The sequence below is a fragment of the Floridaenema aerugineum BLCC-F46 genome, from assembly GCF_041929345.1.
Lineage (GTDB): Bacteria > Cyanobacteriota > Cyanobacteriia > Cyanobacteriales > Aerosakkonemataceae > Floridanema > Floridanema aerugineum.
Genome location: NZ_JBHFNQ010000045.1, coordinates 25512 through 43208 on the forward strand (window position 1 = coordinate 25512; position 17697 = coordinate 43208).

Genomic DNA, 17697 nt, shown 5'->3' on the forward strand with positions numbered 1-17697 from the left:
CCTGACTTTTTTACCTGTTATTGCTAATATAGCGAAGAAATGCTGGGGCGAAAGATGATTTTAAAAGATGTCCCATTACTAGAATCTATGGTGAGATTACCGCCAAGCTGTTCAGTTAAGTTATAGACCAACTGTAAACCTAATGATTCTGTTTCTTCAAGTTGAAAATCTGCTGGTAAACCAATTCCATTATCACTAACTTTTAAGTATAATTTCTCTTGACCAAGTAACTTAAATTCTATATTTATTTCTCCAGATTTGCCATCAGGGAAGGCATATTTTAGGGAATTGGAAAGTAGTTCGTTAATAATTAACCCACAGGGAATTGCTGTGTCAACATCTAAAAACAACTGAGCTACAAAAATATTTAATTTGATATTGTTGGCTTTTAAAGCATAAGAGTTAACTAAGTTATCTGCTAATTGGTGAATATATTCGGATAGAGAAATTCTAGCTAGATCGGAAGATTGATATAATTTCTCATGGATTAAAGCCATAGCTTTGACACGGTTTTGACTGTCGCCAAATAATGCTAATGTTTGTTGATCGTTGATATATCCAGATTGCAGTTTCAACAAGCTAGAAATTACCTGCAAGTTGTTTTTAACTCGGTGGTGAATTTCTTTGAGTAATACTTCTTTTTCTTTTAAGGAGGTTTTGAGTTTATCTTCGGTTTCTTTGCGATCGCTAATATCTGCCCAATAACCCAAAATTTCTAAAGGGTTTCCTTGCTGATCTCGAATTAATTTTGTCTGGTCATATACCCAGATATATTTACCATTTTTATGGAGAAAACGATATTCGTGGTTGTGATAATTATGCTCTAATAAATGTAATAAATTAGCGAATACACCAGGAGCATCTTCTGGATGAATGTGAGTTGCCCAAAAACCTGAATCATTAACAAATTCTTCGGCTTCATAACCAAATAAGGAGCGAACATTTTCGCTGATAAATGTCGCGCCATAGTCCCCAAAAGCTTTGCAACTGTAGATGACAACGGGATTAGAGGAAAGTAAAAATTTTAGCCTTTCTTGAGATAATTGCAGTGCTGTTTCTGCTTGTTTGCGATCGCTAATATTCTTCACCATACTCACAGCAAATTGCGGTTTACCATGCTCATCTCGCATTAAGGAAACTGTCAAATTTGCCCATACTATCTGTCCGTTTTTGTGATAAAAGCGTTTTTCCATTTGATAATGATCGAGTTCACCAAGAATCATCTTTTGATAAAGCTCTTGATTTTTATCTCTATCATCGGGATATGTAAAATCGCTAAATGTCTTTTGGCGAAGTTCTTCATTGCTATAACCAAGGATGTTTTGCAAGGCGGTATTGCTAACTACAGGTTTTTCTTCCATGTTAACTAAAGCAATACCAATTGCTGCTCTTTCAAAAATTGCCCGAAATCTCGCTTCGCTTTCCCGTAATGCTGCTTCAATTTTTTGCCGATCGGCTATTTCTAATTGCAATTTTTCATTAATCTGTTTTAAAGTCGCTGTCCGCTCATCTACTCTTTTTTCTAATTCTTCGTAAGCTTTTTGTAGGGAATCTTCCGCTTCCTTGCGTTTGGTAATGTCATTTTGAATGCCGATAAAATGAGTGATTTTTCCATCAGCATCTTGCACAGGGGAAATTGTTAGCTCATTCCAAAAAGCTGTGCCATCTTTGCGATAATTTTTCACAATAACACAACATTCTTCCCCTTGACGGATAGCTTGGCGAATTTGCTTGATCGCATTGGGATCGGTGTCTTTTCCTTGTAAAAGTCGGCAGTTTTTTCCTATTATTTCCTCAGCTGTATAACCTGTGGTTTTTTCAAAGGCAGGATTACAGTAAATAACTGGTAAGTTAGGCCCACTCGCATCGGTAATCACTATTCCATTGATTGCTGCTGCCATTGCCCTTTGGTAGATTCGCAAGATTTCTTCAGAACAACTCGATCTTTTCTGCGCGATATCTGAGCTGATCAACGGGTAATTACATACTGTTCTTATTTCTGCATCATTCGTCATTTATTTATATGAGCATCGAAATTTTAATCATATTTAATTTAATCTTAAGTTTTTTCGTCGCATCTGCCTATCGGTAGAAACACGGGCGAAGTTGCCAAATTTTACTTTTGTCATACTTACGTAAATATTCTTTATCTAACTTCATCTATTAATACACGGAGAAAAGCTAAAAATTTTGTTTCTCTTTAATAAAAACAACTTTGCCAGGGAAAAAGACTTTTATGAGTCTCTAGATAAGGACACAAATTTTAACATAAACTTAGTTATAAATTATCTGAGTCATTACTGAGATCTTGCACTCAAAGGAGGTGGAACCTCCTAGATCCTCGTTCCTCGTTCCCCGGTTCAACAAATGGAACGAAGAATGGAGGCTCTGCCTCAAGGTGCTCTGATCTCAGATTAGTTTAATGGAGTGAACTGATAACCGTTTTCTGGTTTTTCGGGAGTTTTGGGAGAAATGATTACTAGTTGTACAGAGGCTTCCCGATCGCCTGTAGCCCGAAAACTCACATCTCCAGTAGCTCCAGAAATTGTAAAATCTGGTGCCGCAAGCGATCGCTGTACGCCTTTGCGGGTAGGATTTTTACCAATAGCAGCTATTAAAGCTTGGGTAGCATCATAAGCAAAAGCCGTGCGCCAATTGACATTTAGACCCCAAATTTGTAAGCCCTTTTTCTGAAAATATTCGCCTTTTTTTCCGTTAATATTTCCCGGAATTGCTAACACCATTCCGGCGGCAGCTTCGCCACCAATTTCTAAAGTTTTATCCCCGTAAAAGCCATCCCCGGCTAATAAATTTAAGCGGCGACGGTTGATTTGTACAACTTGCAAAGCGCGATCGGTTACATCACTACTAGGTACTAGCATAATCACTTCTGCACCTTTTTCAATTGCTTGTTCGACAGTAGCTTTAGCGTTAAAATCAGGTCTAGCCAAATCAATTTCGGTTAAAACTTTACCTCTTCCGGCATAGAACAAAGCATTTTTAAATTCATCTTTTAAAGATTTACTATACAGACTAGCAGAATTATAAAATATTACCACTTTTTCTTTTTTCAACTGAGTTAACATATAATTACTTAAAGCTCTGGCGGTGAAGCGATCGCTCGGCATAGTGCGGAAAATATAACCACCAAATCCCGAAAGTTGCACCGCTGAACTAATCGGAGCAATTGCCACTAATTCTGCTTCTTGATAAACTGATGCAGCTGCCAAAGTTGTATCACTAATTCCATGCCCTACCACACCTAAAATTTCGGGATTTTTCACTAATTCTTGGGCTACAGATTGAGCAACTTTTGGTTGATTATCATCATGAGCAATACCCACTTTAAGGGGAATTCCATTAATTCCACCAGCCGCATTAATTTCCGCTTGTACTTGGGCTACACCGCGCAACATTTCCAAAGCACTCTGAGAACTAGTAACTAATGGTACAACTGCGGCAATACTGTAAGCTTTAGCATTACCAATGCGGGCATTATTCAAATAAATTAAAGTTTCTGGATCGCTACGATTAACTTTTCTGGCATTTTCCAAAGCCGAAACTGCTTGTTCATAAGCGCCAGATTTAATTAAATCTATTCCTTCTTGTTTATAAGGGTTAATTTGCCAGGGAGTTAAACTTTTAGTGCCGAAACTAATCCGATCGGCAGCAGAATCCGATTGATTACTTGGGTTAAATAAAGAATTAGGATGGAAATTTACAGATAAGGTAATTAAACTTTTCCCGAACAAAGCAACTAAGAAAATAACTGCTGCTACTCCAGTAGCAATCACTAATAATCGCTGGATTTTTCCTAAAGATTGTTTAATTTCTGAAGGTAATTCTGTTTGAGGTACCGGACTAGAAATTTTTCCCAAAGCTTCTAATACTTGAGAGACTGACTGATAGCGATCGCTCCAATGATAACGCACCATCTTATCTAAAATAGCTGCCAAATTTGGGCTAACTTGAGCGTGATTTTGCCAGATAATTTCATGATTTTGGGGGCTATTGGGTAGTTGCAAAGGCTGAAGTCCTGTTAAAGCTTTAATCGCAATCATTCCCAAGGCATAAATATCGCTATTAAACCTGGGTTTTCCCGCCAATTGTTCGCAAGGCATATAACCTTGAGTACCAATTCCCACCGTTAATTCCATCTGATCTTTTGGCTCACCTGCCATTTGAGTTTCGATCGATTTAACGGCACCAAAATCAATTAAAACTAACTTCCCATCCGAATTCCGGCGAATTAAATTACTGGGTTTAATATCGCGGTGAATTACGCCTTGGTTATGCACATAACTAAGAATTCCTAACACATCTTCTAACAAGTTTAGTACATAAGCTTCTGATTGTTTTTTCCCCGTGCCTAATTCATCACTCAGGGAACGTCCTTGGATAAATTCTTGGACTAAGTAGAATTCTTTATCTTCTTCAAAGTAAGCCAATAGTCGGGGAATTTGGTCATGTCGTCCCAACTTTTCTAAAGTTTCTGCTTCTGTATAAAAAAGCCGTCGAGCGACAGTTAAAAAACTTGTATTCTGATTGGTAGGACGAAAGCGTTTGACTACACATCTCGGATAACCTGGACGTTGCCGATCTTCAGCGATGTAAGTTTCGCCGAATCCTCCTGCACCCAAAACTTGAATTATTTGATATCTTGCCCCTAACAGTTTTCCCAACATAGCTTAAATTTAATTAATTTAATTGTTAAGTTTGAGGAATATATTAAGCTTGATTCTAAGTATGATTAATCAATCATCGCATTTTATATTTGGGATTTAGGATTTGGGGTGTATCGCTCTTTGGTTCTAGTCATATTTCCAAGGCTAAACTTAAAAATAAAAGGGTATTTAAAGATGAAGATAAATCAACGTCATGATTGGCCTTTGACAGCGGAAGAAGCAATTATTATTCAGCAGCAGCTAGCCTCAGAGGTGATTACTTCGGATCAATTGACTACTGTACAGCACGTTGCGGGAGTTGATGTAGGATTTACGGAGTCTGGAAGCATAACGCGAGCCGCTGTAGCAGTTTTAAGTTTTCCTGACTTGCAGTTGCAGGAGTATACTCTAGCCTACCGTCCTACCACTTTTCCTTACGTTCCCGGATTTCTCTCTTTTAGAGAGGTTCCCGCTGTCATAGAAGCACTGGAAAAACTCAGTATTACACCCGATTTGATCTTATGCGATGGTCAGGGAATCGCACATCCCCGTCGATTCGGTATTGCAAGTCACTTAGGTTTACTTACGGATATTCCGGCGATCGGAGTGGCAAAATCTTTATTAGTTGGCAAACACGATGAATTGCCAGAACAACAGGGCGCTTGGCAACCTTTAGTATATCGTGGCGAGACAATTGGTGCTGTTTTACGGACACGCACCAGAGTAAAACCTGTTTATGTTTCCAGCGGACATCGCATTAGTTTACCTACAGCCATTGATTATGTTTTGCGTTGTATTACCAAATATCGTTTACCAGAGACAACTCGTTGGGCAGATAAATTAGCCTCCAATCGTGGCTCGATATTACCCGCAAACTAAAGCTGATTTTTAACACTCAAATTTTTTAACTTTACGTTATATTCTTGTTATGGAGAACCAGGAAAATAGCTCGCTAATAAATTACCATCCCTTGACTGCTACAGCAGAGACTACAGTAGATGTAGCGATCGCCTTAATGAACCAAAATTTTACTAGTTATTTGGTAGTATTGGCTAACGCTGAACCAGACAGTCCTGTAGTTGGCTTATTTACAGAACGCGAAATAATACAATTAATCGCTTCCGGTGTTCAATTGAGTAACTTATCTCTAGCTTCTGTAATTAATAAAGAGTTAATTACCATCAATGAAAGCGCAGTGAAAGATTTGTTATTCGTTAATTATTTAGTGCAAAAACATCAAATTAATTATTTACCTGTTGTTGGTAAAATAGGTAATTTAATTGGTATAATCACTCAGCAAAGTATTCAAAAGCACTTGCTAGAAGCAATGAATACCACAGAAATTAATCCAAAGCTTACTGCTTTACAAAATTTAGTTGAGCAGCAAGCAATAGAATTAAAAACTTTAAATGACAAATTAAAAACGACAATTCATTATCGTCATTTAGCCGAACAAAAAATTAAGGCTACCGAAGAGAAGATGCGTACTGTCTTCGAGGCAATGACAGATTTAGTAATGATTATTAATCTCCAAGAAGAACGGATTAAGAATGTAGAATTTATTCCCACAAATTTCAATAATTTAGCGCATAGTAATGAATTAATTACTCGGATATTAGAAATTTTACTAACAGAAGAAATTTTTATTACTAATTGGCTAGAAGAAATTAAAAAATCATTAATAAAAAACCAAAATATTAACATTGATTATAATCTAAACTTAGCTGACAAAGAATATTGCTTTACTGCTACTATTTCTCCTATTTCGGAAAAATCTGTGTTGTGGGTAGCCAGAGATATTACGGCTCGCAGACAAGCTGAGCAAGCGTTGGAAAAAAGCGAAGCGCGGTTCCAAAAATTAGTCGCTAATATACCGGGAGCAGTTTATGAATTTGTCATAAATTCCAATGGTGCGATCGGTTTTGAATATATGAGTCCATCGATCGAAGAAATTTACGAATTCCCACAAGAAGAAGTATTAGAAAATCCCCAAATTATGTTCGATGCTTTTGATCCTGAAGATTATCAAAGCTACCAAGAAGCTGTGGCGATTAGTAGCCAAAATTTAGCACCTTTTTCCCACGAATGGCGGATATTTACAGCTTCGGGAAAGTTGAAATGGGTGCAAGCAAAATCGCGACCAGAACGACGAGAAAATGGTGATACTGTTTGGTACGGTGTATTATTTGATGTGAGCGATCGCAAAATTGCCTCTCAAGCATTACAGGAGAGTCAAACTAATTTAGCAGATGCTCAAAGAGTCGCCCATATTGGTAGTTGGAAATTTGATGTAATTAAAAGAAAAGTTACTTGGTCAGAAGAATTATTCCACATTTTTGGATTAGATCCCACTAAACCAGAACCAACATTTGAGGAACATTTGCAATTAATCTATCCAGAAGATCGCGATGCTTGGTATCAAAAAGTTAATGATAGTTTGCTGACTGGAAAATCTTACACAATAATCAATCGAATTATTCGTCCTGATGGAGAGATTCGTTACATTGAAGGGAGGGGAGAAGCTATTCTTAATGATGCCCAAGAAGTTATCCAATTATATGGCACAGCAATGGATATAACAGAACGCAAGCAAGCAGAAATAGCTTTGCGGGAAAGTGAAGAAAAATTCCGTGCCATTTTCGATCGAGGAATTCAATTTGTAAGTTTATTGCAACCGGATGGAACGATTTTAGAAATTAATCAAACCGCACTAAATTTTGCGGAAACTACTAGAGAGTCAGCGATATGTAAACCATTTTGGGAAACTAAATGGTGGACAATTTCGGAAGCAACTCAGTCAGAGTTACAATTAGCGATCGCAGCAGCAGCAGCGGGAGCTTTTATGCGTTATGAAGTAAATGTAATTGGGAAAAATAATCAGATAGTCACTATTGATTTTTCCCTACGTCCAATTTTCAATCAACAAGGAGAGGTAACTTTATTAATTTCCGAAGGAAGAGACATTAGCGATCGCAAAGCCTTAGAACAAAAACTCGCCTTAAGAGAAGCTTTGCTCAATGCCTTTTTCTACTCAGCACCAGTAGGATTATGTATTACAGACGAAGAATTTCGCTATATAAAAATCAACCAACAATTAGCAGAAATTAATGGCTTACCTGCATCAGAACATATCGGCAAAACCTTCCCACAAGTCTTACCTGGAATTGCCTCTAGTTTAGTTCCTTTATATCAGCAAGTTTTAACCAGAAATGAAGCAGCACTTAACCAAGAATTTAGGGGAGAAGTTCCCAGTCAGCCGGGGGTTTTACGTGATTGGATAGTTTCTTTATTTCCCATTTTGGGAGAAGATGGACATTCTCGCAACGTCGGAGCAGTTGTGGTAGAAGTTACAGAACGTAAACGAGCCGAAAAAGCTTTGCAGGAAAGCGCCAAAAGAGAACAAGCACTCACCCAAGTAATTCAAAAAATTCGCCAAACATTAGAATTGTCGGAAATCTTTAGCGCCACAACCACTGAATTGCGACAACTTTTAGATTGCGATCGCGTCACCATTTATCGCTTTCATAATGATTGTAGTGGGGAATTTGTCGCTGAATCAGTAGCAGATGGTTGGATTTCTTTGTTAGAAGCACAAAACCAAAATCCTCAACTAACAGCTTGTATCTTAAATAAACAAGAATGTGTCATCAAAAAATTAAATCAAAGCGAAAGAGAAAACCGTACCACCAATTACTTAGCCGTAGCCGATATCCATCAAAGCGAACTTACTAATTGTCACATTGAAATTTTAGAGCAATTCCAATCCAAAGCTTATTTAACTATCCCCATTTATTCTGGTAATCAATTCTGGGGCTTACTCGCAGTTTATCAAAATTCTCGCATAAGACAATGGCAAGAATCAGAAATTAAGGTAGTACTTCAAATAGGCACTCAATTAGCAGTTGCCTTACAACAAGCTGAACTACTCTCCCAAACACAAAGGCAATCTTTAGAACTGATGAAAGCTAAAGAAGCCGCCGATGCTGCCAACTATGCTAAGAGTCAGTTTCTTGCCAAAATGAGTCATGAACTGCGTACACCCTTAAATGCAATTTTAGGATTTAGCCAAATTATGGTGCGGAATAAATCTGTTTCCTCAGAACACAGAGAACATTTAGAAATTATCAACCGTAGCGGCGAACATTTACTCAATTTGATTAATGATATTTTATCAATGGCTAAAATTGAATCAGGACAAATGAGCTTCAATGAAACCTGTTTTAATTTACATCAAATGCTAGAATTACTCAAAGATATGTTCCGCTTAAAAGCTCAACAGAAAGGCTTGAAACTGAACTGTGTAATTGCTCCCGAAGTCCCCCGAAATATCAAAACCGATGAAAGTAAATTGCGTCAAGTTTTGCTTAATTTATTAGGTAACGCCATTAAATTTACTCAAACTGGCTATGTAACTTTAACAGTTTTTTTAGCACAATTAGAAGCCCAGTCAGCAGAAGATGTGCAAATAGTTTTTACAGTTACAGATACAGGCCCAGGAATTGCCCCCAATGAAATTACCACATTATTTCAACCATTTTCTCAAACCCAAACAGGTCGCCAAACCGGACAAGGAACTGGTCTAGGTTTAGCCATCAGTCAACAATTTGTCAAACTAATGGGTGGAAAAATTGTTGTCGAAAGCCAATTAGGTATCGGTTCTATTTTTACTTTTAATATCAAAGCTAAGTTAGCACCTGAAACCGAAAAAAATATTAGGTTAAATACTCAAGAAGTTATATGTTTAGAACCAAATCAACCAACTTATCGAATTTTACTGGCTGAGGATATCAAAGAGAATCGGCAACTACTAGTCAAATTATTAGTACCTTTAGGATTCGAGGTGCGAGAAGCAGAAAATGGTCAACAAGCCGTGACAATCTGGGAAAGTTGGCAACCCCATCTGATTTGGATGGATATGCGAATGCCAGTCATGGATGGCTATGAAGCTACTCGACAGATCAAAGCTCATCCTCAAGGAAAAAACACAGTGATTATTGCTCTTACTGCTAGTGTTTTTGAAGAACAACAACCAGCTATTTTAGCGGCGGGATGTAATGACTTTATGCCTAAACCTTTTCGCTCAGAAGTTTTATTAGAAAAAATAGCTAAGCATTTAGGTGTACGCTACATTTATGCCGATAATTCGCACCCCATTACTGAGCATTCCCTGATTCCCACCTTAACACCAGAAGATCTCAAGGTAATGTCTCAAGAATGGATTGCCCAATTACATCAAGCCGCTGCCGCAGTTGACGATCAACTAGTTATAGAATTAGTTGAGCAAATCCCGGAAACTTACATTAAGTTGGTAAATATTTTAATAAATTTAGTAGAGAATTTTCGCTTGGATATTATCTTGAAAATAACTGAATTATGCCTTAAAGAATGACCGTATTTTAAGTTAAAAGTTAAAAGTTAAAAGTCAAAAGAACGATAATTTTTTGGAATCTTTATCTCAACGGATACAAGCCTGAGATAAGAGCACCTTGAGGCAGAGCCTCTGTTTTTCGTTACCAGGTTGAACCTGGTAACGAGACGAAAGGAGGTTCTACCTCACAGGCTGCAAGATCTGAGAAGCCCCTGAATTTATCTAAGTTAAAAGTTAAAAGTCAAAAGAAAATTCTCTTTTTACTTTTTACTTTTATGTTTTTACTTTTTACTTGGTTGACATATTTGCTCTGAAAACTACTTTCCCGTTAACCTGTCGGTATAACGGGAGTATTGTTGCTTTATTGAGGATTTTCAATGCTAGGTTGATTTACGCATTGCGGCACTAGTTTAGTGAATGCACCCTTGAGAAAAATGTTCAAAAATCAATTTTCTCTGCCTTCAATCCTCCAGCTTTCCAATCAGCAATAATTTCATTAACTCGTTTAGGATCTGGTTCAGCAAATATCGCCAGCCGATCTAAACGATTAATGGTTGAGAGAATTTCTGGATAGGGCAAGTAACAAACAATTACTGTTTCTCCCAATTCTGTGTAAAGCAAAATAATTGATTCCAGAGTGTCTTCAAACAGCCGAATATCTTTAGACTGCGGTAGGTTTTTTGTGACAATAATTCGATTTTCGGCCTGAATGGTTGACTGCCAATCTTTGCCCGCCGGAAAACCTAATAATAATCCCGGATGATCAGGAACTTTTTGGATAAATTCTGCGGAATTAGGATCGCCACAATACAGTAAATGTCTTCTACCTAACTGCCACCATATTCCTGTTGATTCGCGTTTGACAACAGTGGTAGATGGCTGATGAGAAATTGGCACATTTGAGGTTGTTGTTGTTACAGAAATGGGAATTATTCGTTTAATTTCCGGTAATTCAACTTCTTTCTCTTTCTTTAATATCGTCACTGGTTCTTTGGCGGGACGAGTGGCGACAATTTCTACTTTTGGACGCGATTCATTGGCAGGTAATTGAACCGGAATAGGCTTTAATGCTGGAACTGATTGCACTGGTGGAACTGATTCTGTTTTAGATTTATTGCCCGGTAAACTATGTTTTTGCCTAATTTCTTTGGCGATCGTATAAGTGATTGGTTCCCCTGCTTCCGCACGAGCGATCGCTTCCGAACGCGCACTTGCTGGCGTTGACGGTGCTGCTAGAACATATAAGGCAGATGCGGCAAATTTGTCAATTTGATAAGTTTTTCTGAACGAATTAGCTACCTGCATGAATCTTGCCGCTGTGGGATAGCTCCACTCAAATTCAGCTGCTATCCAATCTAAGAATCTCCCGTGGGCGAGTTTCTCTTTAACTAAAATCAACTTTTGTCCGATCTCGATGATATCTTGTGCAGTGCGCTTCATGAGCGCTCGAATTTCTCCAGTTTGTTGCTGAATGAATAAACTGGTTTCTGCATCAAGCATGGTGTAATCAAACACTTTTTGCAGTGAAGAATGTGCTGAGGCTGGCATTGGCTACTCTAAAATAACGTTAATTGGCTGATGTGTGTATCAATTTATCTTGTAGCACATCAAACACAGTATTTACCTCTGTCTAGAGTTGGATATGATAATAGATTCTCATCAACAGAGTTATACAATTGTTAAATATATCACAGAACAGGCATATCGCAAAAAAGGCGATCGAAAAACTCTTGATTACTTAATTACACTATTGTTTTGGTAATCTGTTCAGAAATCAAAAAATCCACCTAAAGTTTAGGTGGTTATGTAATGTTTAGTTTTATACAAATTATCTGGTTTTTACTCAGTCTAGAGAATATCTAAAAATCAGTTATATTGTCTAAAAAAACTTTAGTTCATCTAGTTGTCCAATAGTTACATCTGCGATCGCCAAATGAGTAGCTTGAGAGTTTCCCCAACAAATCCCAATACACCCAGCAGCACCAGCTTGACGCGCCATTTCAATATCGCTGACAGCATCACCCACCATCAAAGTAGCACTAGGTTCTATTCCTAATTTTTCACAAGCTTGCCAAAATAAAGTCGGGTCTGGTTTACTCGGCCCCTCATCAACTCCCATTGCTAATTGAATATAATCAGTTAGCTGATACCTTTGGACAAATGCTTGCACTTTTACTGTAGTATCAGCTGAAAGAATGCCTAATTTTAAACCAGCTTGAGAAAGTAATTGCAAAACTTCTAAACTTCCCACAAATAAAGGTGAAGGTGCAGCATTTTGGAAATGTCGATCTGCTTGTGTGAAAGCGCGACGTGCGTCAGCCAAAGCTTCCATCCATCCCCTACCAGTTTGGGCCACATAAGCCGCTGCCGCAATTTCATTTTCCCGCCGACTTCCCACCGCCATTAAACCAGTCGGATCGATTTGATTACCATTAACACCAAATGCCATCAACAACGGTTCGCCAACTCCGGGAATTTGAGCATCCAACAAGCGCGATCGCTTTTGTGCTAAGCTTCGCAAAAACTCCGCAGAATTTTCCAAAGTCCCATCCTTATCAAAAATTATCCCCTGAATCTCAGGAAAAATTACTTCTCCACAACGAATACTTACCACAATATTTCCCTCCTGGGCCCTGTTAGTTAATTAAATTATTTCCCCCCATCCCCCCATCCCCCCATCTCCCCACCTCTTCTTCCCCGTGCCCTGGAAAACAAAAAAAGAGGGTATTTCCCTCTCAGTTTGTCGGCTTGTTTTTTTAAATCAATTATTCGTCTTCAGCTGAAGATATTGCTGCTTCTGCAACCGCTTCCGGTTCAGTTTTAGCCGCAGCACCTACAACAGCTGGAACAGCTTCCACTTCTTCCTCAGCAGAGGGAATATCTTCTTCGGCTGTTACTGCATCCACAACATCAGCTTCCTCAGCAGGCGGAATATCTTCTTCGGCTGTTACCGCCTCCGCATCCGCTTCCACAGCTACCGCTGCTTCCGCTGCTGGTGGAACTTCACCTAGCAGTTTCGCCCGTTGTTGTTCGCGGTATTTCGCCGCCATTTCCTCAGCCATTTCGTAAACGCGATCGCGATTACGGATCATATCCCCTGGTTCGGGCTCTAATTGCTTAGTAGAAAGCGAAATTCTTCCTCTTTCCGCATCCAAATCAATGATCATCACCTTAATTTCATCATTGACATTGAACACACTATGCGGCGTATCGATATGTTCGTGAGAAATTTCCGAAATGTGTAGCAACCCACTCACACCACCAATATCGATAAAAGCACCATAAGGTTTAATACCGCGTACTGAACCAATTACCACTTCACCGACTTCTAAACGGTTCATCTTGCGCTCAACTAATGCGCGTCTATGACTCAGAACTAAACGATTTCTATCTTCATCTACTTCTAAAAATTTTAGTGGTAATTCTTCCCCTACCAAATCTTCTTTAGGCTTACGGGTACTAATATGAGACCCGGGAATGAAACCACGTAAACCTTCAATTCTAACTAATGCTCCACCACGATTAGTAGCAAAAACCTGAGAACGCACGGTAGCATCTTCAGCTTGTAACTGGCGCACCCGTTCCCAAGCACGCATATACTCAATGCGACGAATCGAAAGAGTTAATTGTCCATCTTCATTTTCATCTGTAAGAATGAAGAACTCGCGAGTTTCGTTGGATTGCAGCACTTCTTCAGGAGCGTCTACTCGGTTAATCGACATTTCCTGAATCGGAATATAAGCCGCCGTTTTAGCACCAATGTCAATCAGAGCGCCCCTTGGCTCTATACTAAATACAGTACCAGCTACAATATCACCAGGATTGAAGTGATAATCGTATTTGTCGAGTAGAGCGGCAAAATCGTCGAGAGTAAAACCAATATCGGCAGTTGTTGTTTTCTGATTGACCATGCGAATCGAACCTTGTCCTTGTTAATTTTTGTAAAAATTACGCCTCCTGTCGATGTATACGCACGTTTTTAATGTGCCGTTTACACCTTCATCCCTCCAAATCTCATCATATTAGCAGTTCCAGCTAAGGGGATTTAGAGTCCAGACATATTATTTTAACTTAACTAGCGCCAGTGAAACTAGTTTTTCCTATTTTCTTGGTTTTACGCCCAGACATAGCAGAATACTTTCTCTGTAACTGCTGAGATTGACAGCAGCAGAGAATATCTCCTGCATAAAAAACTTGATTAAATTTTAAGAATGGGCGATAAAAGTGACAGTTTTTTCGGTTTCCTCAGTCTTTAAGCCAGAATTTTCGGCACTTGGAGTATTTGTTGTCGAGATTCCTTCTTTGTGTGCTGTAATATTGTCGTTGCGGAGTTGATTTAAGGTATAAATAAAATCAGCAATGCCACGAAACTGACGATAAACTGAGGCAAAGCGCACGTAAGCTACTTCACTTAAATAGCGGAGTTTTTGCAACACTAATTCGCCAATTTCATTACTGGTAACTTCCCGCACTTCTCGCTGTTGCAATTCAGCTTCTACCTCATCTGTCAGTTCTTCTAAACGCATTTGGGGAATGCCAGTTTTTTCGCAAGCTCGCACGATTCCTCTTAAGAGTTTAGAGCGATCGAAACCTTCTCGTCTCCCATCTCGCTTAATCACCGTCACCGGAACAAACTCAATTTGTTCATAAGTCGTAAAGCGACGCTTACATCTAAGACATTCTCGACGACGGCGAATACTTTGTCCGCCTTCTGCTGAACGTGACTCCAGCACACGATTATCTGGGTTATTACAGAAAGGACAGCGCATTTTCTAAAATCCTTTTATACTTAAAAAAGTTTTGCTAAGCTAATTGTGATTTAAATTGCATTTCCCTATCTCGATCGCAGAGCGAAAAAATGCCTTCCTTATCCTAATTAGCCGATAGCCCCTCAATCGAGATTTTGACATAAAACCTCTGTTTTTAGTAAAAAAAGCAAATTCAGCTGTTACCACTTTGGATAACAGCTGTTTGCCAATTTTAAACTGTAACCGTTACAGAACGGAGGAGTTATTTCTTCTCGATCCGGGGAGGTTCCCGAAAAGCGATCGCAAAGAACAGCACACCCAAGGTAACGGCAAAGATCAGAACGTAAGCAATACTTTCCATATCAAAAAATCCTGACTATCCTGCCAATTAACAGTCTACCAACGAGTCACAAACAAAGGTCTAACGCCTTCACAAAATAGATGAAATTTAGTTAATCGTTAGACCTTGGTGAAAGTCCGCCAACCAGGGGAGCATCCCCTGGTTGGTAAATATATCTGTAGGGGCAAAGCATTCCGGCAGTAAATCTTTGTTTCTCATCAATAGCTTATCTACCCGAATGCTTCGCCCTTACAAAATTGGGATGCTCCCGCCAACAAGAGATTAGATAGCTTCTTTCCGGCGGGTAGACTTGTCACCCACTTTTTGATAGAAGCCCCATTCCACTTGCTCTTCAGACAGATCTGGATCGACACCCGCAAACACATCACGGTAGATGGTACGAGAACCGTGCCAAATATGACCGAAGAAGAACAACAGCGCAAATACAGCGTGTCCAAAGGTGAACCAACCGCGAGTGCTGGTACGGAACACACCATCAGAACCTAAAGTTTCGCGATCGAACTCAAAAGGTTCGCCCAATTGAGCTTTCCGCGCATATTGCTTCACATCAGCAGCATCGGTGAAAGTCTTGCCATCGAGTGCGCCACCCAAGAAGCTAACAGTCACACCAACTTGCTCGAAGCTATATCTAGATTCAGCACGACGGAAAGGAATATCAGCACGAACAATGCCATCCTTATCAGTCAGCACCACTGGGAAGTTTTCAAAGAAGTTAGGCAAGCGGCGAACACTCAATTCGCGACCTTCCGCATCTTTAAATACTGGATGACCTAACCAACCTTGAGCTAGACCATCACCGTTGTTCATTGGGCCAACGCGGAACAAACCACCTTTAGCTGGGCTGTTACCTACGTAATCATAGAAAGCCAATTTTTCGGGAATTTGTTCGTATGCCTGAGCCAGAGTTGCACCATCAGCTACGCTAGCTTGCACGCGACGTTGGATTTCTTGTTGGAAGTAACCCTTATCCCACTGATAACGGGTCGGTCCGAATAATTCGATCGGAGTGGTAGCATTGCCGTACCACATAGTACCAGCGACCACAAAGGCAGCAAAGAAAACCGCCGCAATACTGCTAGAAAGCACGGTTTCAATGTTCCCCATCCGTAAAGCTTTGTAGAGTCTTTCCGGTGGTCTAACTGTCAAGTGGAACAAACCAGCAATAATACCTACAACACCTGCTGCGATGTGGTGAGCCACAACGCCACCAGGGTTGAAGGGGTTAAATCCGGCAGGTCCCCATTCTGGTGCTACGGGTTGAACGTGCCCGGTTAAGCCATAAGGATCGGAAACCCACATACCAGGGCCAAATAGACCTGTGAGGTGGAAAGCACCGAAACCAAAGCAAAGTAAGCCAGATAAGAACAAGTGAATGCCAAACATTTTTGGCAAATCAAGCGCAGGTTCGCCAGTGCGGGGATCTCTGAATAGTTCCAAATCCCAGTAAACCCAGTGCCAAACGGCAGCTAGGAACAGCAAACCAGATAGAACGATGTGAGCGGCAGCAACACCTTCAAAGCTCCAGACACCTGGATTAATATTTACTTTGTCGGGGATGATGCTCCAACCGCCCCAAGAGTCCGTTACTCCTAAGCGTGCCATGAAGGGCATGACGAACATACCCTGCCGCCACATAGGATTAAGAACGGGGTCGCTGGGGTCGTAAATAGCTAGTTCGTACAGGGCCATCGAACCAGCCCAACCTGCCACTAAGGCAGTGTGCATAAGGTGTACAGATATTAATCTGCCTGGGTCATTCAGGACGACTGTATGTACTCGGTACCAGGGTAGTCCCATTGACTACGCTCCTCCTCGATGAGTGATGTCGGATCAACGAACTTTTGTGCAGTTTGTTAAGGTTTTGTTTGCTGCGGCTGTCCAGGAAATCTCGATAAAGTTTCCTTTAATTAAGATACCTTGGGCAGTTTAACAATGAGTTTAACAAAATGAGAGTATTTAAAGAAGTGTAACTTTTGAGTGCGCCTATTGCAAGCATATCTATGCGCTGTATTGTTGACAGCACTTGAACTCACAGCCAGCTTCACTCCCCAAGTTACAGTTTTAAGTTTAAGTTACAATACGACCGATTGAATATTTTTTACTTGACAAACTGTTTCGGCGGCACTCAGCCGTTCTAGCACTTGGTCGCCGCTAATCAGTCGCTTGAGTACTACTTGTCCGATCGTATTCGCTGCCCGTTCAATTTGATCTGCGGCTACAGGTTTAACTTCGACGGTTAAAATGGCATCTTCGACCCTATACAGCCACAATTGTTCGTTTTGCTCAACAAAATAAAGGTTTAAGCGTTGAATATGCGGTTTACGTCGCCAGTTTGCGTCGTTCCACAGTCCCTCGGACGACCACACGCGCCCATAAGTCCAACCATCAGAAAGAAAAAAATATTTCACTGATATTCTTTGTATGAGTTAACTTAAGTTGATGAAAGCCCGATCGCAGGAGTTTCTCCCAAGAAGGCGATTCGATTATATGGCGAACCCATCCAATTTTTCAAATTCTTGTTGGTTCTGAGGGCACCCTTTTTCAGAAAGCGATCGC

The 17697-nt window shown here is 40.0% G+C and carries 11 protein-coding genes; 2 read left to right on the forward strand and 9 right to left on the reverse strand.

Annotation, left to right across the window (positions count from 1 at the left end):
- Positions 1 to 23: 23 nt before the first annotated feature.
- On the reverse strand, positions 24 to 1922 hold the full coding sequence (locus ACE1CC_RS05215) for a PAS domain S-box protein (RefSeq protein ID WP_413269410.1): 1899 nt from the start codon (positions 1920 to 1922) through the stop codon (positions 24 to 26).
- Positions 1923 to 2414: 492 nt separating this feature from the next.
- Positions 2415 to 4685 carry a bifunctional serine/threonine-protein kinase/ABC transporter substrate-binding protein gene (locus tag ACE1CC_RS05220; protein WP_413269411.1) on the reverse strand — a complete coding sequence of 757 codons (2271 nt, stop codon included), beginning with the start codon at positions 4683 to 4685 and terminating at the stop codon, positions 2415 to 2417.
- 174 nt (positions 4686 to 4859) lie between these two features.
- On the opposite strand from ACE1CC_RS05220, the gene nfi reads away from it, so the two are divergent.
- The gene (nfi, locus tag ACE1CC_RS05225) at positions 4860 to 5543 is read left to right on the forward strand and encodes a deoxyribonuclease V (RefSeq protein WP_413269412.1); all 684 of its coding nucleotides are present in this window, start codon (positions 4860 to 4862) and stop codon (positions 5541 to 5543) included.
- Between the two features lie 49 nt (positions 5544 to 5592).
- Positions 5593 to 10053 (forward strand): PAS domain S-box protein, encoded by a 4461-nt coding sequence (locus ACE1CC_RS05230; RefSeq protein WP_413269413.1) that lies wholly within the window; start codon positions 5593 to 5595, stop codon positions 10051 to 10053.
- Between the two features lie 417 nt (positions 10054 to 10470).
- Here the strand turns inward: ACE1CC_RS05230 and ACE1CC_RS05235 are convergent, their stop codons facing one another.
- From ACE1CC_RS05235 to ACE1CC_RS05265, 7 genes are all read right to left on the reverse strand, one after another.
- Positions 10471 to 11580 carry a DUF3102 domain-containing protein gene (locus ACE1CC_RS05235; protein ID WP_413269414.1) on the reverse strand — a complete coding sequence of 370 codons (1110 nt, stop codon included), beginning with the start codon at positions 11578 to 11580 and terminating at the stop codon, positions 10471 to 10473.
- 331 nt (positions 11581 to 11911) lie between these two features.
- Positions 11912 to 12646, reverse strand: a complete 735-nt coding sequence (locus ACE1CC_RS05240) for an HAD family hydrolase (protein WP_413269415.1) — start codon at positions 12644 to 12646, stop codon at positions 11912 to 11914.
- A gap of 151 nt (positions 12647 to 12797) precedes the next feature.
- Complete coding sequence (locus ACE1CC_RS05245; RefSeq protein ID WP_413269416.1) at positions 12798 to 13943, reverse strand: 30S ribosomal protein S1; 1146 nt, start codon at positions 13941 to 13943, stop codon at positions 12798 to 12800.
- Between the two features lie 294 nt (positions 13944 to 14237).
- Entirely contained in the window at positions 14238 to 14801 is a 564-nt protein-coding gene (nrdR, locus tag ACE1CC_RS05250) for a transcriptional regulator NrdR (protein WP_413269417.1), read from the reverse strand.
- A gap of 241 nt (positions 14802 to 15042) precedes the next feature.
- Complete coding sequence (locus ACE1CC_RS05255) at positions 15043 to 15141, reverse strand: photosystem II reaction center protein T (RefSeq protein ID WP_413269418.1); 99 nt, start codon at positions 15139 to 15141, stop codon at positions 15043 to 15045.
- A gap of 261 nt (positions 15142 to 15402) precedes the next feature.
- Positions 15403 to 16938, reverse strand: a complete 1536-nt coding sequence (psbB, locus tag ACE1CC_RS05260; protein ID WP_413269419.1) for a photosystem II chlorophyll-binding protein CP47 — start codon at positions 16936 to 16938, stop codon at positions 15403 to 15405.
- 275 nt (positions 16939 to 17213) lie between these two features.
- Positions 17214 to 17549 (reverse strand): hypothetical protein, encoded by a 336-nt coding sequence (locus ACE1CC_RS05265; protein ID WP_413269420.1) that lies wholly within the window; start codon positions 17547 to 17549, stop codon positions 17214 to 17216.
- Positions 17550 to 17697: the final 148 nt, after the last annotated feature.

What these genes read in the sequence shown, in the direction of transcription:
- ACE1CC_RS05220 (WP_413269411.1), bottom strand. Translation starts at nt 4,685, where the DNA reads ATGTTGGGAAAACTGTTAGGGGCAAGATATCAAATAATTCAAGTTTTG.
- nfi (WP_413269412.1), top strand. Translation starts at nt 4,860, where the DNA reads ATGAAGATAAATCAACGTCATGATTGGCCTTTGACAGCGGAAGAAGCA.
- ACE1CC_RS05230 (WP_413269413.1), top strand. Translation starts at nt 5,593, where the DNA reads ATGGAGAACCAGGAAAATAGCTCGCTAATAAATTACCATCCCTTGACT.
- ACE1CC_RS05235 (WP_413269414.1), bottom strand. Translation starts at nt 11,580, where the DNA reads ATGCCAGCCTCAGCACATTCTTCACTGCAAAAAGTGTTTGATTACACC.
- ACE1CC_RS05245 (WP_413269416.1), bottom strand. Translation starts at nt 13,943, where the DNA reads ATGGTCAATCAGAAAACAACAACTGCCGATATTGGTTTTACTCTCGAC.
- nrdR (WP_413269417.1), bottom strand. Translation starts at nt 14,801, where the DNA reads ATGCGCTGTCCTTTCTGTAATAACCCAGATAATCGTGTGCTGGAGTCA.
- ACE1CC_RS05255 (WP_413269418.1), bottom strand. Translation starts at nt 15,141, where the DNA reads ATGGAAAGTATTGCTTACGTTCTGATCTTTGCCGTTACCTTGGGTGTG.
- psbB (WP_413269419.1), bottom strand. Translation starts at nt 16,938, where the DNA reads ATGGGACTACCCTGGTACCGAGTACATACAGTCGTCCTGAATGACCCA.